Genomic DNA, 18,928 nt, shown 5'->3' on the forward strand with positions numbered 1-18,928 from the left:
GGTGTTTCGCGGTGCAGGAACTGGGTATGATGTGTATTCCATGCCGCGTAATGGCGAGCAAATGGGTATGATAGTGTGTGGTGTCTGCTGTTCTTTGAGAGCGGCAGATCCGTTTGGAAATCCGTTTTGCGTGGTCCTTTTCGTGTCGCTGTCAGGCGACGGGGGGAAGGAACTGCGACGGGGTACGTGGCCAGGATCGAGCACAACTGGATGCCGACAACAAAGGAAGACGCCAAGATCAACATGATGAGTTATACGATGTTGACGGAGCGGGAAGAAAAGCATTTGACGACTCTGGAATCGGGAGTCCTCCGTTTCGTTGTCAAAGTGTTAGCGAGTACGCAAAGGCCCATTTGGACCGGCGGTACGGCTGGCGAAGGGCGAATGATTCGACTGGTCGTTCCCGGGCAGATGCCACCGGTGATCCTCGAATTGTCGCCGAGTGAGATTCCCAGTTTAACGGAGAGCTCACTCGCCGCGATGTTGAACGCACAGATCTCACGTCAGGTCAAATGACGAATGTCACTGTCAGTGACCAGTTCCTGACATCGATCGCTGACAGTCATTCGATGCCTGACAGGGGTCTTGTGATGACGATTTCGACGAACCCCTTCCACAGGCAAGTTGTTCTGCGGAAGGGCCGTTCATCGGTCTATTGATCCGGGATTGGGTCTACTCAATCTTGCCGCTCGTGCGTCTTCGTCGACCGCTGAGCAGGTAGATCTCGGATCGGACCGCGGTCAGGGGGTCGCCCGCCGAATCAATGCCATCGACACGGGGCACAGGGTCGAAGATGACTTTCCGTTGTTCAGGGGCCAACTCGTCCACGCGGGCGGTGATGGTCACTGTTCCAAGTTTAAGTTGTTTCCGACTTTCGGGCCAAACTTTTGTTGCGTCGGTGACGTCGTCCGTCGGCTCGGCCAATTGAACCATGACATCGAATTTCACCGGGCTCTGGGCGAGTCGCTGTGAGAATTCGGCAGACAGAAAATCGGTGGGCTTCTTGGCAGCTTCTTCGGCAGTCAAGACTTCAATGGCGGCATGGGGACGTATCTGGAAACGACCAAACTGGCTTTGGCCCCCAGCATTGGTGAATTGGAATGCCGTCATTGCGAAGTACTTCTGCGAGGCATAGCTTTTGGGAATCGGCTTGGGTGCCTCGGCGAACGCCTTTGCAGCGGGATGCGACGCGAGAAAGGCGGCGATCGGCGGCGGTTCTGGACTGCCGGGACCACTGGCAGCGACGGCTCGCAGAAATTCCAGAAACTCCTCACCCGTCCGTGCCGCGAATCCATTGTGCGAGTGTGCGACGATGTCGGTATGAACGTGATCGGCCAGATGGAATCGGATCGCCATTCCCTGGGGGCTCGATCCTTTCGCATCATTTTCGGCGATGGTGGGGACACCTGCCGACACGGAAAACCGAACTGTCACCGGAGTTGACTCTCGAACAGCGTGCGGGGCGCGTGTCAGCGTGGCCGCCTCGGGAGTGGGAGCGAACATACCGGAGTACATCACACCATGGGCATGCGCCGGCCGAAATCCCGCGTGAACACCACCCGCAAGCGTGTCGAGCACATCGAGCAAATCCGTAGTGAGTTTGGACGGCATTAGAAGAACTCCAAAATGGGGAACAGCTTCATTCCGTTTGGACTGAGCGCGCAATAATGATGATCTTAGTCGTTCAGCGTCGTCACACCAGAAAACTTGACCGTATGGGGTGAACGCATGAGCGCCCGATTGAAACCGAGGGGGCATTCACCGGATCATCACAACGTCATGGCGTTTTTTGAATCTCAGCCGAACGAGTCCCTGGGATATCCTCGTGTCAACGTGGTTCGATGGATTCCAGCACGACAGGTGGTTTTGATGATTTGGCGCGTCGTGGGGCCAGAAGAAGCCAAGCAGAGACCAGAGCCAGTGAAAGGACAATGAACCAGTAGGGGATGGTCCAAAATGACATCGTCACTCGTGGTTCTGTTTTCGCGTATTCCTCGAGGGTCGAGCCGACGACGCTGATGTTTCCGGGATTCAGCCCTTTTCGGCGCTGACCGAAATCGAACCCGCCCAGTTGCCACCGCCAGTGGTACTCGTCGAGGGATGCGAATGCGTCGTAGCGTGTTTCATGCCAAACCCTGGGATAGCAAAGCAGTGAATCAGGGTTCGTGGCTTCCAGCCGTCTCCAGGTGATTCCATCTCCGGATATCAGTTGCTGGAATGACTTCGCCTCAATGTGGCCCTTCGAGCTCATGCCAGGGACGTTGTAGAAGTTCTTGTAACGTGCAGTGGGATTCTGATCGCTGGGACCGAAGGCGATTTCCGTTGCGATGGCCCGGCCTCGAAGCCAGATTCCCATGACGATACACGCGATCAACAGCACCACGACGCCGATCGTTCGCCGCCCGCCGGGCAGGAAATTGGTCATGAATTGAATGCTCGCCAAGGTGAGGATACGGCTCGAAGGGCAAATATACCGTGAATGTCTTGCCTCGGGGAGGGGACTTTTCCAATTGCCGCGTCAGGATGGAGAAGCCGTTGTCGGTGAGAAGTCTCGCGTGAGGCTCAAATGCGTTTGTATCGGGTGCGTGTGTGGTGAAAGTTGGGGGACGGCGCGACGTGCTGATGGAATGGAAATTCCGCGAATCGAATTCGGTCGCGGGATTTTTAGCAATCATCCGGCGGTCGACCCGACAATCTTCTTATCGGGAACCATGGTTGAGCAGAAAGTTGCTCCTGCCGCCTGGTTCAGGGGGGAGATTCATCATGCCAGACGGAACACGAAAACGTCGCTTTTCTCTGAACCGCGCCCGCCGTCAGTGGTACGCCACTTACCGCGCCCTCCGATTCGCCACGCGACTAGGGTTCGGGCGATCCAACGCTTGAAGGAATGCCCCAGGCGATGATCGCCAGCTCCAGCGATTTTGAGCATCGTCGAGATGATCAGTCATCACTGTTCGGGAGCATTTCAGAAAGAATGGGAATCTATCAAGGGACAGCCCAAGTCTCGATGCGACGATCGGAGTGTTGAAGACGGCCACCGCCTGAAAATATCAATTTCGATCCATCAGGACTGAATCGGGCCGTGATGACCCACTCGGGAGCTTCGATTTCGCGTAACACTGACAAATCCGATGCGTCCCATAGCGTTACTGCCGCGTTGTGGCCAGCTGTAACCAGGACGCTGCCGTCAGGTGACCAATCGACGGAGTAGAGTTCTTCCGCCCAGGTCCGCAGGTCTTTCTTGAGTACTCCGCGCTCGACTTCCCATAGGGCGAGTCGCCCGCTGACGTACGCGACGGCCAACGTTTTACTGGACGGGTCGAAATTCAATCCCTGCGACTGCGCGATCGAAAAGCTGTGCAACCATTTCCCCGTAGCAGCCTCAAACAGGGACGTTATCGAATTGCGGTTGCCGACTGCTAACACAGACCCATCCGGGCTGAAGATTGCTCGCAGGCCCCCTTTCACTTCACCAACATCAAACTCCCGAAGCTGTTCCCCCGTGGCAACGGACCAGAGTTTGGCCTTCGTCCCGTACCCTCCCGTTACAAGGGTCTTTCCATCAGGGCTGAATCTAACACTCGGCTGAGGTTGCCCTGCCTGCAATGAAATCTCAGTACCTTTGGAAAGGTCCAAAATGGAGGCGACGTTCGAATTTTCGCCGATGGCAATTACATGGTTGTCAGGGGAGAAGTCAAAATGAACACAGCGTTTTCCTTCGCCCAAGACACGAAGAACTTCGCCTGTTGCCGACGAAGAGATCTCGATCTGTTTATCAAATTCCAGCAGCCCTAACTGGGTTCCATCGCGACTCCAGCCAATCTCAAAGACATTCTTTTGACACATCGAAACTTTCACCAGATCTTTTGCATTGGTGACAGAGATTGGCCGGTTAGAAGTCGTCGCCAGTCGTTGTCGTTCGCTGTATTTGGCCACCTGTTCGGGGGTGAGCACGGTTCGAAGTGTCTTGCCGTACAGCGAATCATCGCCAAAGGGACCCAATAGCAGCTCGGATCGCACGGCCTGTTGTTCCGAGACTTTGAACTTCATTGTCAGCCTGTTGTTCGGCTTGGGAATTTCATGCTTTGCCATCCGATCGAAAAGCTGTTTGATCGAAATTCGACCGACAAACTCCAGTTTTTTCTTTTGAGCATCACTCAGCCCATAAGCGCGATCGGCTGCATCGATTCGATGTTCGAGGATTTCGAACAGACGAGCTTTGACCGATTCGATCGGCATTTCCGTTCCATAGAGTGATTGCCAATCGATCTCCCGTTCTGGATCATTCTGATCGAGAATGATGCCCCGGCCATTTCCCTCGTCTCCTGCCGCAGGCAGCGGATTGGATGCGAGCAGCATCACCATGGGAACTATGGCGGCAACGATGCACCGGCAAGTCCACGTTCGAGCGAGATTTGTCATGATCGATCTCTCAAGTGGAGTGTGTCTCGACTGTGCCTGTCCCAGACACATCGACTTCGACCACCATTCCGAAGTCCGATCTGTCAACGGACCAATATCCTGGCAAGCACAGCTGATGTGTCCATGACGTGGACAGTATGTGTCTACGAATTGTTTGGAGGCAAGTGACAAACTGTCTCTGCAGATTCCGATCTGTTCTGTCAGACAGGTTTCTGCCCGCAACAGAATGTTGTGGCGAGGTCAATTCTCTTGTATGTCGACGGTGACACGAGCCGTTTCGGAAGTCCGCCATAAGGAGCGCACCGTACCGTCTGCAGAGGAATCGTGGCAGGCAATTGTGGCGGATGTGCAGCGCCTGTGGACTACAAGTCGCGTTTGGTGATGCGCAGGACTTCTTCCAGCGTGGTAATGCCGGAAACGACGCTTTGAAATCCGGACATCCGCAGGGATGTCATCCCTTTTTTCAAGGCGTATTCTCGGACTTCGGTACTACTGGCGCGTTGGATGCACAGGCGGCCGATTTCAGGGTCGGTGCGCAACAGTTCGAAGATCGCGCGGCGGCCCGCGAAGCCCGTGCCTTTGCACTCGCGGCAGCCGACCGGCTTCCACAACAGTGCCGGGGCGGGGTGAGGAAAATCCTCGGGCAGTTCGTCATCAGCGGGTGAATACTGTTCCTTGCAGTGCTTGCAGAGCACGCGGACCAGTCGCTGAGCGAGAACCCCTTCGACCGTGCTGGCGACGAGATACGGTTCGACGCCCATATCGACCAGACGCGCGAAGGCGCCGGGGGCATCGTTGGTGTGCAGCGTGCTGAAGACCAGGTGCCCGGTCAAGGATGCCTGGATCGCCGCTTCGGCCGTTTCGCCATCGCGGATTTCCCCGATCAGAATGACGTCGGGGTCGTGTCGCAAGATGCTTCTGAGTCCGGCAGCGAACGTCAATCCGACTTTCGAGTGCACCTGAATCTGACTGATGCCGGGGTTCTGGTATTCGACGGGATCTTCGACGGTAATGATTTTGATCGTCGGTTCTTTGATCTCGTTCAGAGCGCTATACAGAGTCGAGGTCTTACCGCTACCGGTGGGGCCGGTGACCAGAATGATGCCGTGCGGCAGAGCGATCAATTCGTGGAACGTCTTCGCCAGATGCTCGGGCATCCCGACATTTTTGAGGTTGAAGACCATGCGTCCTTTGTCGAGCAAACGCATGACCACGCCTTCGCCGTGGACCATCGGGATGATCGAAACACGCACGTCGATTTCACGCCCCGAGACTTTCAGTTTAATACGACCGTCTTGCGGCACGCGTTTTTCCGCGATGTTCAGCTTCGACATGATCTTCAGTCGCGTGACGATCGCGGCGAAGAAATGCGAGATCGATTCGGGGACCGGTTGCACACGCAGCAGGCCGTCGACGCGGTAGCGAATTGTCAGGCCGCCTTCTTGAGGCTCGATGTGCACGTCGCTTGCCTGTTGTTCCAACGCTTCAACGAGCAGTTCATTCACGAGCTTGATGACAGAGGCGTTTTCGGCTTGTTGCGCCAGGTCGGAATCGTCTCCCGAGATTTCCCCGATCAGTTCGATGCCTTCTGCCGAACGCTGTGCGACCAGTTCGTTCAGGGTGTCGCCGCCGACACCGAGGTGTTCTTTGATCAGCTCGATGACATCCAGGCGTCGGGCGAGGACCGGCTCAAGATGAAAGCCGCTGACAGACGACAGCTCTTCAATCGCTTCCAGGTTGAACGGGTCGCTAGTGGCGACGACGACGCTGCCGTTCCGGCGCGCCAGCGGCAAGAGCGCATGGCGAAACACGGCGGTCGTGGGAAACTGCATCAGCAGGCTGACGTCGATCTGTTCCTGTTTGACCTCGACAAAGTCCATGCCCAGTTCTTCGGCGAACGCGCGCAGGACGTCGTCCTCTTTCACCAGGCCCATTTCGATCAGAACTCGGTCGACACGTTTTCCGGCGGCCTTCGGCAGCGCGGACTCAATTTGCGGTTGGGTGACCAGTCCGTGACGAATGAGGGTTTGTGCGATGTCCATCGTGAAGTGTTGTTAATCCCGAGCAGCAGACCCGTGTTTGGTAGGCGATATCGGCATGTTGTCGACTGGATGATACTCATCCTGGACAATTCCGTCTTGGTGCGATGACGATTTGACGGGATGAGCGAATGGGCAGAGCGGTCAACCGGACGGTCGCAGACGATTGAAAACAGGGCAGGTCCCATGGTGCGATCGACGGCGTCGCGTTTCCGAGATCGGACGAGGCTGACCCTTCCCGCGCTTCCAACAGACTGCTGCTCGCTATTTTGACGACTTGTCCAGGCGTGTCGATGACACAATTCGGGTGATTCAGTCCATTTTCAGGTTCGCCTTCGAAGAAGGTCGGATTTCAGCAGAGTTTTGGTGTCATTTTCTGATTTGACAGGTGTTCCCTTCTCAGTCACAACGTGATTTCCACCACAAAACTTTTGAATCGAGAGACAGATGTGCAATCGGTCGGTTTCCTGCGTGATGCTGCTTCTCGTGATTGCCGGTCAGGCGATCGCCGAGGATTCGTTGCGAACCCGTTTGAATGATACGCATGCCGATCAGGCCGACGTTTGGGTCTACAACGATCTGCGGCAGGGGATGGCCGATGCGAAGAAACAGAATAAGCCGCTGTTCGTGACCTTTCGCTGTGTTCCGTGTAAGGACTGTGCCGCGTTCGATGCCGATGTGGCGAATGGCAACCAGGCGGTGCTCAAGCTGGCCCGAGACCGGTTCGTGTCGGTCCGCCAGGTTGAGATGAAAGGTGTCGACCTGTCGCTGTTTCAGTTTGACTATGACTTGAACTGGGCGGGGATCTTTTTGAATCCCGACGGCGTGATTTACGCCCGATATGGAACGCAAAGCAGCGAAGGGGCCGACGCGTATAACTCGATTGACGGATTACTCGCGACGATGAATCGAGTGCTCGAACTGCATGCGAATTATCCAGAAAATCGCGAAGAACTGGACGACAAGCGGGGTCCGGTCAAGCCCATTGCGAGTGCACTGGAACTTCCCGGACTGCGAAATCGACCGAAGTATGCCGAGCAGACGACGAAGCAGAATTGCATTCACTGCCACAACATTCACGATGCCGAACATCAGCAGGCTCTCGATGAAGGACGGTATTCCTGGAAGATGATGTGGAAGTATCCGCTGCCGGAACGAATCGGGGTGAAGATCGACCGGCGTGACGGCGTCAAAATTACCGAAGTGGTGGCCGGTTCGGCGGCCGCGACGGCGGGGCTTGTTGTGGGAGAAGACATTGTGCGAATGGAAGGTCAACGCGTGACCTCAATCGCCGACATCCAATGGGTACTCCATCACCGACCGGGAACCGCGACGCAGGTCATTGTGGAAACCAATCGATCGGGATCACACACGCTGAAGCTTGCCGACGATTGGAAACGCGATGATTTTTCCTGGCGTGCATCCATGTGGAATGCTCCACCACGTTTTCAGGCGTGGGCACCTGCCTTGCCCGATGCGGGACGGGCCAAGCTGGGAATCCCCGAATCCGATTCGGCGCTTGAAGTTCGCTGGATCAATCGCCCCAGTGCGGGTGGTCTGCAGGCGGTTGCGGATGGATTAAGGGAAAATGACGTGATTGTGGGGGTCGGGGGGAAAACGTTGCGATGGAACACGCGACAGTTCAACGCCGGTCTCAAACAGGAGTATCGCGTCGGTGATGTTTTGCCGCTGACCGTGCTCCGCGATGGCCGCCGAGAAGAGTTGATGATCAAGCTGGTTGAGTAGCCAGTCCGGAGTTCGTGAGACTTTTGGTAAGCGGTCGGCAGTTCAGGCTGCGGGGTTCTCATTCCACTGCCGATTCGCGGTGGATTGCTGTTGGCGGTTACTGGACACCGGCCTAGACTTAAAAATCACGTCTCAGACATCCCGTCTCCAATCTTGCGAGGAACGATCATGTGGTTCACGGAAAATCCCTGGCCTCCGATTGTGATTGCCGGTCTGTGTGCTTTGGTCAGTTTCGCGTTTTGGAATCGCGACCGGCGAAATCTGTATTTTGCGGTCGGTTTTCTGCTCTTGGCGGCGACGGGAGCCATTTACGCCGTTGAGCGGGCGATTGTGACGGAGGGGGAGCGGCTTCAAGGCGATGTGGCACTGATGTGCGACCAGTTCCGTCGACGTGACCCGCGGACTTTGGACCATTTCTCGGATACGTCGCCTGAATGGAAGGAGATCTGTCGGACCGCCATGGGGATGGTGGAAGTTCGTGATGATTTACGTCTGACCGACTTGCACACCACATTCACGAACGAGAAGTCCAGCGCGACGGTGCATTTTCGTGCGAATGCCACCATTTCTGCGATGGGAATGACTGCACATCACCCTTTTCGGTGCCTGCTGACGTATCAAAAAGAGGGCGGGCAGTGGAAAATTGTGAACGTGGAACGGCTCGATCCGATCAAAGGCGACAAAATGGAAGTCATGGAACATCGTTGATCGATCGCCTCTGAAATCGCAGAACAGCCTATCTGAGACTGGCTGTTCTGCCTCGTCTCGCCCATAATCACGGCTCCTGTCGGTTTCCCGGTCGGAGAAAGTCGTGCCGAGTTGGGTTGTAGAGTTTTGTGTGATCCTGCTGTTGGCGTTGTTGAACGGATTCTTCGCCGCCGCTGAGATTGCAATCCTGACAGCCCGTCGTGGACGCCTCGAACAGTGGGCGAACGATGGCGACAGTGCTTCTCTGGTAGCACTCAATCTGGCAAAGGATGCCGATCGATTCTTGCCGACGGTCCAAGTGGGGATCACGCTGGTCGGAACCTTTGCGTCGGCGTTTGCCGGGGCTCGGTTGCAGATTCCTTTGCAGACCTTGTTTGCGTCAGCCCCCCTTTCGTGGGCGCGCGATCACAGCGAAGGACTGGCGATCACAGCCGTCGTGTGCGGCGTCTCGTTTCTCCAACTGATTCTGGGCGAGCTGGTTCCCAAACGGATTGCGTTTCAGAACGCAGAGCCCCTGGCACGGTTCGTCGCCTATCCGATGATGTTTCTGCAGCGCGGATCACGACCGGTGATCTGGTTCCTGCAAGCGACCACGCGGCTGGTGCTGCGTGTGCTGGGACAACAGGTGGACCAGCAGCCAACGGTTTCGGTCGAAGATATTCAGCATTTGATTAGTGCCGGGACCGAAGCGGGCTTGCTGGAAGAATCCGAGCAAAAAGTCGCGATGGAGGCTTTGCGCCTGGGTGATCGCACGGTCAGTGAAATCCTGCGTCCACGCATCGACATTGATGCGCTGGATCTGGATACCCCCTCGAGCGAGGTGGTTGGGGCCCTGGCGATGTCGGGGTTCTCACGGATTCCCGTGTGCGAAGGAACGATCGACCACATCGTCGGCTTTGTCTACTTGAAGGATGTCTTCCTGCAGCAGTATCTGGGGCGTCCGATCGATTTACGCAGGATGATTCGAAAGCCGCTGTTCATTCCCAAATCGATCACCATCACCCGATTGCTCGAACTGTTCCGACAACACAAAACGCAATTGGCGATTGTATTGGACGAGTATGGTGGAACTCAGGGAATGGTGACACTGGAAGATGTGCTCGAAATGCTGGTAGGCGACATTCATGACGAACATCGTCATGGCAGGGATGGTGACGACCACGATCCCGATATTGTCGTACGAGAAGACGGCAGCCTGTCCGTGGATGGCTTGTCGAACCTGCACGAGCTCGAAAAGGCGCTGGATGTGTCTCGCTGGTCCGAACCGGTTCCGCGCGGCGTCGGCACCGTCTCGGGACTCGTGCTGGGACTGCTGAAGCGTCCGCCCAAAATCGGCGATGTGATGGAGTGGAACGATTTGCGGATTGAGATCGTGGATATGGACGGTCCGAAGATCGATCGACTGTTGATCCAGCAGCTCAATGAGAAAAAAGACGCGGAAAAGAAAGACAGCGAGAAGGAAAGCGACGAGACCGAATCCAAAATGGGGGAGTAACCCAAACGCGGAGCAATGTGCCAAAGCGTGTTCCGTGGTCTCTGTCGGAAACGACGCTCGTCAGCGGGCCGGTCGATCTTCTAAGATGGCGTCTTTCGTCTCTCTTGAAACTTGATCACGCGCCGGATGGTTCATGAAGCTCAAAAGCTTGCCCGAAGATTTCGAAGTCGAAGAACTCAGCGATTTTTCGTTGGATGGCGGGCAGTTCGCGGTCTACCTGCTCATTAAGCGGTCGCTGGGGACTCCCGAGGCGGTGACGGCGATCTCGGAACGCTGGAATATTCCCCGGCGGGCGATTGGATACGGCGGTCTCAAGGACAAGCACGCTACGACGCGGCAATGGATCACGATTCAACGGGGACCGCGGCGCGATCTGCGGGAAGAGAGCTTCTCGCTGGAGTACCAGGGGCAGGCCAGTCGTCACTTTGGCCCGCACGACATCTCGGCGAATCGCTTTTACATTGTCTTACGGAACCTGACGGAAGCGGCCGCACAGAAGATTGTCGGCGAGCGTGAGTTGGTTTCGCGGTTCGGTGTACCGAACTACTACGACGACCAGCGGTTCGGCTCACTGGGGGAATCCGGCGAGTTCATCGCGAAACCCTGGTGCCAGGGGAATTACGAACGAGCTCTCTGGCTGGCGATCGCCGAGCCGAATACGCACGATCGACCTCGTGATCGGGATGAAAAAGAGATTGTCAGGCGCTATTGGGGCGAGTGGCAGTCCTGTAAGTCACTACTCGACAAGTCGTCGCGACGCAGTGTCATTACCTATCTCGTTGATCATCCGACACGTTTCCGCGACGCCTTTGCCTTGCAGCGGCAGGATCTTCGCAGCATCTGGCTGGCGGCATTTCAAAGTGATCTGTGGAATCGGTGCCTTGCCGAAACACTTCGGGAGATCGTCCAGCCGGACAGGCTGTGGTCCGTGCCACTCGCTACGTCGAATGCGCCGTTCTTTGATGAACTGGCGGATGACGAAACAGCGATGCTCAGCGATTGCACGCTTCCGCTTCCGTCCGCCCGGCTGCATCTTGAGGAGGGGCGGTTGCTCGATCTTTACGAACGCGTGGCCGGTGAGCAGGGGTTGGCGCTGCGTGAGCTACGGGTGAAGTATCCGCGAGACAGCTTCTTCTCGAAGGGAGAACGATCCGCGGTCGTGAAGCCAGACCAGCTTCGAATCGACCTGTCTGGTCGTGATGAATTGAATGTCGGGCGGCAGCGAGTCACGCTGCAGTTCGTGCTTCCCCGAGGATCGTACGCGACCATTCTGGTGAAGCGTTTGACGCACACGTGAGTCGGATGACTGTCTTGTGTCTTGCGGTGTCTGCGTAAATCGCGAAGTGTGAGTGATATCGTGGTGCGGCCACTCTGCTCCGGCAGGTTCGCGTACGACCCGCAGGTTTGCCGCCTGCTCGGTGTCAATTCATCGACCTGTCAATTCTGGCTCGGGACGGCACGTGTCTATCGTTGTTTTGGTCGGATTTTTTTGAAATTTGCGGAACTTCCAAGCAACAATTGCGAGGTGGAGCAGACAATGATCACAGACGCTCGCGTTGTCCGTAACGATTGTTGTCACAGGGGCGACTGTTCCTGAATGAATAAGTCAAGTCGTGATGTCTTTGACGTTCCGCCGAAATGGCTCAACTGGCAAGTCAAGATCTCACAAACCAACTGTCAAATGAATCGACATGCGCACGTGGGCAGGGTTGGGTGAGTTTGTGGAACTGCGAAGGCAATTGGTTCTTGATGGGCGTAGAGCCTAGTTCGTGACGAATTGCGAAAACATCTTGAAATCAGCGGAAAAACTTCCGTTGACAGATTTTTCAAGCGCGCATAATGTCGCTAATGGAGGCTCGAAATGAAGGTTTGCAAACGAGTTGACGCGTAAAGTCCTCGTGCCCAGGCTGTGGAATGGCTGGGGCTCTTCTGTCGTTCAACCCTGTTTAGCTTCAACGAAGCGAGAGAACGATGTTTTCCCCTGCCTTAGTTCGACCGTTAAGTGCGTTATTGTTGGTGGTCTCTGCATCGTCGTTGTCTGCCCAAGACTACGACTGGGGTCGCAAGATGTTCGATCGGACGGAAGTCCGATTTGGATCGGTCGCGAAAAACGGCGATGTCGTATTCAAGTTCAATGTCAAGAATATCTACAAAGAGGATATTCTGATTACGAGCCTTTCGACGTCGTGTGGATGTATCTCATGGCAAGAACGTGACCGGACGCCGATTCGGCTGGCTTCGGGGCAAACGCAGGAACTGTCGATTCGGCTCGATACCGTTCGCCATCAGGGCGACAAGAACGTAACCGCGTTCGTGCAGCTTTCGGAACCGACCCGCGGTTCCACCGCGTCCATCTCGATTCCGGTTCAAGGCCGGATTCGTACTGACGTTGTGCTACAGACAAATTTGCTGAATTTTGGGCAAGTTGATCTGGGGCAGGCGATGGAGCATCGCCTGAATGTGTCTTACACCGGCGGTCGACCTGATTGGGCGATTACTCAGGCAAAAGTCAACAGCCCCTATTTGACGACAAAAGTCTTGGAAAAAGGTCGAGCGGGGGGAACCGCCAATTACGAGGTCGTCGTGACGCTAAAAGGCGATACCCCTGTTTCGAAGTTGCGGGATCAAATGCTGCTCGTCACAAATGACGTCGGTGACTCTGGTTACGCTGTGGCTGTCGAAGCGCAAGTCGAGCCAGATATTGTGGTTGCGGACGTTCAGTTCGGTCAGGTCGCTTCGGGTCAGTCCAAGACGATGAATATCGTCGTCCGGGGCAAAAAACCGTTCAAAATCGAGAAAATCGACCGAGCGAATCAGGACGATAATTTCAAGGTGAAGGCACCTGAATCGGTGTCGACGGTACATATGCTACCTATGACGTTTACTCCGACTGGTGAACACGGGTTGTTTGAAGAGGAATTCTTTCTTACTATCTCCGGCCGTGAGCAACGGGTGACCTTCAAGGCCAAGGGTCGCGTCATGGACCAGTCTGTTACCGTCGCAAAGCCGGTGACACAGCCGTAAAGTTGCTCCGCACGATCCATCGTCGTGTTTGCAGGAAGCGTGAGCAATGTTGAATGCGTTGGTAGTTCGGTGTTTGACGTCGATCGGAATGCTGCTGATTGCAGTGTCTGCATTGCCTGCCCAAGGCTTGCCCGCTGGGGAAGAAGATTGGGCCCGGGCGATGGTCGACAAAGAGATGTGGAACATCAACTATAAGAGCGTCGCGCGGGGGCAGGACGTTTCGTTCCGCATCCGCGTGACGAATCTGTATAAAGAAGAAATGCAGATCACCAGCCTCACGACATCGTGTGGTTGCATCTCGTGGGACGAAAGTCGCGGCGGGGTTCTTGCCGGGCCGATCGTGATTCCTAGTGGTCAGGAAAAGATCCTGACGCTTCGGTTGGATACGATCCGTCATCATGGCGAGCAGCGAAACAAACGCGGGATCATCACGCTGCTCAATACGGTCAATGGCCACGCCGCGACGGCAACCGTCGTCGCAGAAGGCTATATCCGAACGGATGTCGTGCTGCAGCCGGGCTCAGTCAATTTCGGATCTGTCGATCCTCAGAAAGAGACTGAACAGCGAATCCTGGTGAACTACGCTGGCCGGAACGACTGGCGATTGCTATCCGCGAAGTGTAGCGGACCGCATGTCACTGCAGAGATTGTCGAACGCGGTCGCGGCGGTGGTGCCGTCAGTTATGAATTGATCGTCAAGTTGCTGCCGACGGCACCGATCGGGACGCTACGAGATCAGTTGATCCTGGTCACCGACGATGCCAACAATCCGCAGATTCCGGTCCAGGTTGATGCCCGGATCGAGCCGGATATTGTCGTCACGAACGCCGACTTCGGGAAACTGATCGTCGGAAAGCCGAAGAAAATCTCGGTGGTGGTTCGATACACCAAACAGCCTCCGAAGCCGTTCAAGATCGAGAAGTTCGAACGAACACGGTCCGAGGAATCGATCAAGGTGGAAAAATCGCCCGACAGCAAGCCGTTCCATCAACTGCTGCTGACGTTCACTCCCCCGGATGAACCCGGGCCGTTTGAGGAAGAGTTCTTCTTGACTGTCAGCGGACATGAAGAACCAATTACGTTCAAAGCACGGGGCCGGATTGAGCCCGCTTCGCCGCAATCGGGGTCGGCTCCCTAAGGTCGACGCGTCGCCTTCCGTTGCATGGATGGCGCCCGAAGTCGTTCGATTCTGCTGTGTGGCGCTGGCGTCTGACGAATGCCATAAAACCGGTTCGCGGGATTGACGTAAGCGCTGACATTCTCGATGCTTCCCGCAATAGCCCGTCCAGGCGTGAAAACGGATTTCTTCGATTCAACGGAAGGAAATTGCAAGATGCCCATTTATAAGGACAACTCCGAGTCCATTGGCCGCACGCCGCTCGTGAAAATCAATCGATTGACACAAGGGTTGAACGCGACCGTGCTGGCCAAGATTGAAGGTCGAAATCCCGCCTACAGCGTGAAGTGCCGAATTGGCGCATCGATGATTTGGGATGCCGAAGCGTCGGGCAAGCTCAAGCCAGGCATGCATGTCGTCGAGCCGACGAGCGGCAATACTGGGATCGCGCTGGCCTATGTTTGTGCCGCACGCGGTTACCCACTGACGTTGACGATGCCCGAGACAATGTCCGTCGAACGACGAATGATGCTCAAGAGCTTCGGTGCAGAGTTGATCCTCACTCCCGGTGCCGATGGGATGAAAGGCGCGATTGCCAAGGCGGAAGAGCTGTCGAAGCAAGACGGCTGGTACATGCCGCAGCAGTTCAAGAACCCCGCCAATCCCGCGATTCACTTCAAGACCACGGGCCCTGAAATCTTCAACGATACCGAAGGCAAAGTCGACTTCTTCGTCGCGGGTGTCGGTACGGGGGGGACGATTACGGGTGTCTCGCGCTACCTGAAGAACGAAAAGAAGCTGCCGATCAAATCCATCGCCGTCGAGCCGTCCGCAAGCCCGGTGTTGTCCGGTGGCTTGCCGGGCAAGCATAAGATTCAGGGCATTGGCGCCGGTTTTATTCCTGAGATCCTGGATCGATCCATCATTGATGAAGTCATTCAAGTGACGGACGACGAGTCGATCGAGACCGCCAAGAAGCTGATGAAGCTGGAAGGCATCACCTGCGGGATCAGTTGTGGCGCTGCGATGGCTGCGGCATTGAAGATTGCGGCCCGTCCTGAAAACGCAGGCAAGGTTATCGTCACGATCCTGCCAGACAGTGGTGAACGCTATCTTTCGACGGCCTTGTTCGAAGATCTTCGAGCCTGATTCGCAGTCTCGCTTTGCAACCTCTTCGCGCTCTCGAAACGAGAGAGCACGAAGAGGTTTTTCATTTCGAGAGCGCGATTTGGTTTGGCCACATTGGCTCGAGGTCGACTGATTGTGTGCATGGCTACGCACGCCGGATTGCGGCAAGCAGGGCCTTTTTGTGACTGGTACGTGAATTAACCCGCATTGGCCGATTGGATCAGGTGCGTCATTGCGGCGCCATAATCCTGTTCGTCGAAGATCGCACTTCCCGCGACAAAGACCTGGCAGCCCGCCGCGGCGGCTGATCCGATCGTCGGTGCCGCGATCCCGCCATCGATCGAGAGCAGGGCTTCCTTCGGCATTTTGGCCCGGATGGTGCGTGCTTTGTCCAGCACTTGTGGCATGAACTTCTGTCCGCCAAAACCAGGCTCGACGCTCATCACCAGAACCAGGTCGCAATCTGCCAGAAAGGGTTCGATCTTATCGGCGGGCGTTCCAGGATTGATGGCCAACCCGGCCTGGCGGCCCGCTGCACGAATTCGTTTGAGGAGCTCTGTTGGTGCGGGGACGGCCTCGATGTGGAAGGTGATCGCATCGCATCCGGCTTTGATGTAGTCATCCAGATATTTTGCGGGATCGCTGATCATCAGGTGGGCATCGAAGAAGGCTTTGGTCAAAGGCCGAACGCTTTGGATCAGGAGCGCGCCATACGACAGGTTGGGGACGAAGTGACCGTCCATCACATCCCAGTGCGCCCAGTTTGAGCCCGCGGCGTCCAGGCGTGCCAGCTCGCCACGCAGGTCGCCAAAATCGCATTTCAACATTGAGGGTGCAATGATCGGGGGGCGGTGTGTTGTTTTGGAAATGGTCATGGTTTCTCTGGTCCCAGAAGGGTTTGGTTGCGTTACGAATGGTGTGTGATGTAAGCCTACCGTCGCCGTGAACTTTCGTGGAGCCATTTGCTGAAAACCGGCAGTCGGGCCGCACGGAGGTGGCTGCGTGGCCAGAGAGCCGAAGGTGTTTTTCGACCGTGGCCTGACGATTCTTCGTGGCAGGTGGTGGCTATCCCGGTGTGGAGTTCTGAGCCGGTTGGTCTGTGTGTTCTCGGTTCAATTGGAAGACCGTAATTTCAGGGCGAACATTGAAGCGGATTTGTAACGAGTGTCCCAGCGCGCGGTTGACATACAGGTGTCGGCCATCGGCGAGCGCAATTTCACCCGCGGCATAGTTTCGGTTCTTGACTGGCAATAGGGGGGGGCGGAGAAAGGGGGCTTTGCACTGACCGCCGTGCGTGTGGCCCGACAAGATCCAGCCTCGGTAGCCTCCCCAGATCGGTAGGTCCGCTGCATCGGGGTTGTGACACAGAGTGATGGTTGGTCGAGTGATGTCTGTTTCAGCAATCACCTTTTGGTGGCCAAAGTTTGGGCTCCACAAATCATCGAAGCCGACGATCTGCAGACCTGCGATCTCACAACGAGCATTGCGAAGCAGTTGGATTCCGACGTCGGTTGCCATTCCGGCAACCACATTTGCCACATGATTGTCCGTCCAGAACTTGCCGTAATCGTGGTTTCCCAGAACGCCAAGCGTCCCCAGTGTTCCTTGAGGGAAATGCTTTAGCACCCGCCTCATGGCGTTCAGTGGCAGGGAATTGTCTTCGCGAGTCGAGACGACGTCCCCCGTCATCACCACGAACTCGGGCTGCCATTGGGTGACGCGTTGAAACCAGTCGATCAGAAACGTCTCGGAAACGCGATCGCCGATATGGATATCGCTGATCTGGACCAGTGTTTTCCCTTCAAGTGACGCAGGCAGGCCTTCGATGGGAAGCGTTCGCCTGACGACTTCGACCCAGTGGGGTTCGAATGACCGGGAGTAGAGACCGATTCCGGCAGCACCGGCAGCGATCGCTGCGGCGCTACGCTTCAGCCAGGTGCGGCGTGACATCCCTGTCGTCATCGCGGGCGGGGCATTTGGTTCCAGCGATTCTTGAGGCGTTCCGTTCAAATCTGATGCTGCCTGGGAAAACGGTCTCGTGGCTCAGCCACTCTGGCTTGGCAGGTTCGCGAGCGTCGCCTGCAGGTGCGGTCGGCCTGCTCGCAGCGCGTTCGTCGACGTGCCAATTCAGGATTGAAGCTCCACTAGCTGGGTTGGTCGAAGAGCGCACTCACGAAGTTATCTGCATTGAAAAGTTGAAGGTCGTCGATCTGCTCACCGACACCGACGTACTTCACGGGGATTCCCATTTGCTGGCGGATGGCCACAGTCACTCCACCCTTGGCGGTTCCATCGAGTTTTGCCAGGACAATTCCGGTGCATTGAGCGGCTTCGCCAAAGTGCTGGGCCTGATTCAATCCGTTTTGGCCGGTGGTGGCGTCAATGACCAGCAGGCATTCGTGGGGGGCTCCTGGAATTTTCTTGTCGATGACGCGGCGGATCTTTTCGAGTTCCTTCATCAGGTTGGCCTGGTTATGCAGCCGCCCTGCGGTGTCGATAATCAGCACGTCGACGCCTGCTTTCAGGGCTTCTTCGCATCCGGCGAAGGCAACGCTGGCTGGGTCCGTGCCACTGGGGCGAGTGACGATTTCGCAGCCGAGCCGCTGGCTCCACATCGTCAATTGTTCGACGGCGGCGGCACGGAACGTGTCACCCGCGGCGAGCATGACTTTCTTACCAGAGGTCGTCAGCAGTTTGGCGAGTTTCGCGATCGACGTTGTCTTTCCCGTTCCGTTAACGCCCGTCACCAGGATGACGGTGGGGTTTGTTTCGGCGAATCGCAACGGTGACAGCGGTTGGTCGGGGTCCCAGACGGTGCCGTTTGTGCCCTTGAGCAAGCCTTTCACCGTGTCTTTGATCGAACCCCACAGCTCATCGACGACAACGGTTCGGCCGAGGTACTTCTCGCGCAGCTCGCCGACGATCAGTGATGATGCGGCGACACCCATGTCCGTTCGAATCAGACGGCCTTCGAACTGTTCCAGTTGTGATTCGCCAAGGATTTCGCCCGAACGGAAGATGTCGCGGACGTCGGTAAACAACAGTTGCTTGGTTCGCTGCAACCCTTGTTTCAGTTTGTCAAAAAAGCCCATAGTTCCCAGATCTCGATAAACGTGACGCGCGGCGCTGGTCGGGTCGGATCATAAGTATCATACCAGACGACATCAAATCCCTCCTGAGTGGGAACGGATGGCCGGATTGTGAAACAACGATCAAAAACTTCTCAAAACGACTCATATTTGGGATGAA

At 56.1% G+C, this 18,928-nt stretch carries 15 protein-coding genes; 8 read left to right on the top strand and 7 right to left on the bottom strand.

The genetic code is table 11. The annotated features are described in order from the left end of the window. Positions 1-210 precede the first annotated feature (210 nt). Entirely contained in the window at positions 211-516 is a 306-nt protein-coding gene (locus OSO_RS0133765; RefSeq protein WP_029247755.1) for a hypothetical protein, read from the top strand. A gap of 156 nt (positions 517-672) precedes the next feature. Here OSO_RS0133765 and OSO_RS0133775 read toward each other — a convergent pair whose 3' ends face one another. The 4 genes from OSO_RS0133775 to OSO_RS0133790 form a co-directional block, all read right to left on the bottom strand. Next, positions 673-1,611, bottom strand: a complete 939-nt coding sequence (locus OSO_RS0133775) for a catalase family peroxidase (protein WP_010587281.1) — start codon at positions 1,609-1,611, stop codon at positions 673-675. Between the two features lie 217 nt (positions 1,612-1,828). Further along, positions 1,829-2,425, bottom strand: coding sequence for a hypothetical protein (locus OSO_RS0133780; RefSeq protein ID WP_010587282.1), 597 nt, complete (start codon positions 2,423-2,425; stop codon positions 1,829-1,831). A gap of 560 nt (positions 2,426-2,985) precedes the next feature. Further along, entirely contained in the window at positions 2,986-4,422 is a 1,437-nt protein-coding gene (locus OSO_RS0133785) for a WD40 repeat domain-containing protein (RefSeq protein WP_010587283.1), read from the bottom strand. Positions 4,423-4,784: 362 nt separating this feature from the next. Continuing rightward, the gene (locus OSO_RS0133790; protein ID WP_010587284.1) at positions 4,785-6,464 is read right to left on the bottom strand and encodes a GspE/PulE family protein; all 1,680 of its coding nucleotides are present in this window, start codon (positions 6,462-6,464) and stop codon (positions 4,785-4,787) included. 444 nt (positions 6,465-6,908) lie between these two features. On the opposite strand from OSO_RS0133790, the gene OSO_RS0133795 reads away from it, so the two are divergent. The 7 genes from OSO_RS0133795 to cysK all read left to right on the top strand — a co-directional run bounded on the left by OSO_RS0133795 (position 6,909) and on the right by cysK (position 15,700). Then, the gene (locus OSO_RS0133795; protein WP_010587285.1) at positions 6,909-8,207 is read left to right on the top strand and encodes a Trx7/PDZ domain-containing (seleno)protein; all 1,299 of its coding nucleotides are present in this window, start codon (positions 6,909-6,911) and stop codon (positions 8,205-8,207) included. Positions 8,208-8,375: 168 nt separating this feature from the next. Further along, complete coding sequence (locus tag OSO_RS0133800) at positions 8,376-8,915, top strand: nuclear transport factor 2 family protein (RefSeq protein WP_010587286.1); 540 nt, start codon at positions 8,376-8,378, stop codon at positions 8,913-8,915. 103 nt (positions 8,916-9,018) lie between these two features. Beyond that, positions 9,019-10,410, top strand: coding sequence for a hemolysin family protein (locus tag OSO_RS0133805; RefSeq protein ID WP_040593560.1), 1,392 nt, complete (start codon positions 9,019-9,021; stop codon positions 10,408-10,410). A 133-nt stretch (positions 10,411-10,543) separates the two neighbouring features. Next, a complete protein-coding gene (gene truD / locus OSO_RS0133810; RefSeq protein ID WP_010587288.1) occupies positions 10,544-11,707 on the top strand; it encodes a tRNA pseudouridine(13) synthase TruD in 1,164 nt (387 codons plus the stop codon). 674 nt (positions 11,708-12,381) lie between these two features. Next, on the top strand, positions 12,382-13,434 hold the full coding sequence (locus OSO_RS0133825; RefSeq protein WP_010587289.1) for a DUF1573 domain-containing protein: 1,053 nt from the start codon (positions 12,382-12,384) through the stop codon (positions 13,432-13,434). A gap of 46 nt (positions 13,435-13,480) precedes the next feature. Beyond that, complete coding sequence (locus OSO_RS0133830) at positions 13,481-14,572, top strand: DUF1573 domain-containing protein (RefSeq protein ID WP_010587290.1); 1,092 nt, start codon at positions 13,481-13,483, stop codon at positions 14,570-14,572. A 195-nt stretch (positions 14,573-14,767) separates the two neighbouring features. Next, positions 14,768-15,700: a cysteine synthase A gene (gene cysK / locus OSO_RS0133835; protein WP_010587292.1), complete on the top strand. Its 933-nt coding sequence runs from the start codon at positions 14,768-14,770 to the stop codon at positions 15,698-15,700. Between the two features lie 176 nt (positions 15,701-15,876). On the opposite strand, the gene rpe is transcribed toward cysK, so the two are convergent. From rpe to ftsY, 3 genes are all read right to left on the bottom strand, one after another. Continuing rightward, positions 15,877-16,554 carry a ribulose-phosphate 3-epimerase gene (gene rpe, locus OSO_RS0133840; RefSeq protein ID WP_010587293.1) on the bottom strand — a complete coding sequence of 226 codons (678 nt, stop codon included), beginning with the start codon at positions 16,552-16,554 and terminating at the stop codon, positions 15,877-15,879. 190 nt (positions 16,555-16,744) lie between these two features. Beyond that, positions 16,745-17,629 (bottom strand): metallophosphoesterase, encoded by an 885-nt coding sequence (locus OSO_RS0133845; RefSeq protein WP_050986294.1) that lies wholly within the window; start codon positions 17,627-17,629, stop codon positions 16,745-16,747. Positions 17,630-17,823: 194 nt separating this feature from the next. Beyond that, complete coding sequence (gene ftsY, locus OSO_RS0133850; protein ID WP_010587295.1) at positions 17,824-18,771, bottom strand: signal recognition particle-docking protein FtsY; 948 nt, start codon at positions 18,769-18,771, stop codon at positions 17,824-17,826. Between the last annotated feature and the right edge of the window lie 157 nt (positions 18,772-18,928).

It is taken from the genome of Schlesneria paludicola DSM 18645 (assembly GCF_000255655.1).
In the GTDB taxonomy this organism is placed as follows: domain Bacteria; phylum Planctomycetota; class Planctomycetia; order Planctomycetales; family Planctomycetaceae; genus Schlesneria; species Schlesneria paludicola.

Bases quoted from the DNA above. Each gene is read 5' to 3' on its own strand.
- OSO_RS0133765 (WP_029247755.1), top strand. From the start codon at position 211: ATGCCGACAACAAAGGAAGACGCCAAGATCAACATGATGAGTTATACG.
- OSO_RS0133775 (WP_010587281.1), bottom strand. From the start codon at position 1,611: ATGCCGTCCAAACTCACTACGGATTTGCTCGATGTGCTCGACACGCTT.
- OSO_RS0133780 (WP_010587282.1), bottom strand. From the start codon at position 2,425: ATGACCAATTTCCTGCCCGGCGGGCGGCGAACGATCGGCGTCGTGGTG.
- OSO_RS0133785 (WP_010587283.1), bottom strand. From the start codon at position 4,422: ATGACAAATCTCGCTCGAACGTGGACTTGCCGGTGCATCGTTGCCGCC.
- OSO_RS0133790 (WP_010587284.1), bottom strand. From the start codon at position 6,464: ATGGACATCGCACAAACCCTCATTCGTCACGGACTGGTCACCCAACCG.
- OSO_RS0133795 (WP_010587285.1), top strand. From the start codon at position 6,909: ATGTGCAATCGGTCGGTTTCCTGCGTGATGCTGCTTCTCGTGATTGCC.
- OSO_RS0133800 (WP_010587286.1), top strand. From the start codon at position 8,376: ATGTGGTTCACGGAAAATCCCTGGCCTCCGATTGTGATTGCCGGTCTG.
- truD (WP_010587288.1), top strand. From the start codon at position 10,544: ATGAAGCTCAAAAGCTTGCCCGAAGATTTCGAAGTCGAAGAACTCAGC.
- OSO_RS0133825 (WP_010587289.1), top strand. From the start codon at position 12,382: ATGTTTTCCCCTGCCTTAGTTCGACCGTTAAGTGCGTTATTGTTGGTG.
- OSO_RS0133830 (WP_010587290.1), top strand. From the start codon at position 13,481: ATGTTGAATGCGTTGGTAGTTCGGTGTTTGACGTCGATCGGAATGCTG.
- cysK (WP_010587292.1), top strand. From the start codon at position 14,768: ATGCCCATTTATAAGGACAACTCCGAGTCCATTGGCCGCACGCCGCTC.
- rpe (WP_010587293.1), bottom strand. From the start codon at position 16,554: ATGACCATTTCCAAAACAACACACCGCCCCCCGATCATTGCACCCTCA.
- OSO_RS0133845 (WP_050986294.1), bottom strand. From the start codon at position 17,629: ATGTCACGCCGCACCTGGCTGAAGCGTAGCGCCGCAGCGATCGCTGCC.
- ftsY (WP_010587295.1), bottom strand. From the start codon at position 18,771: ATGGGCTTTTTTGACAAACTGAAACAAGGGTTGCAGCGAACCAAGCAA.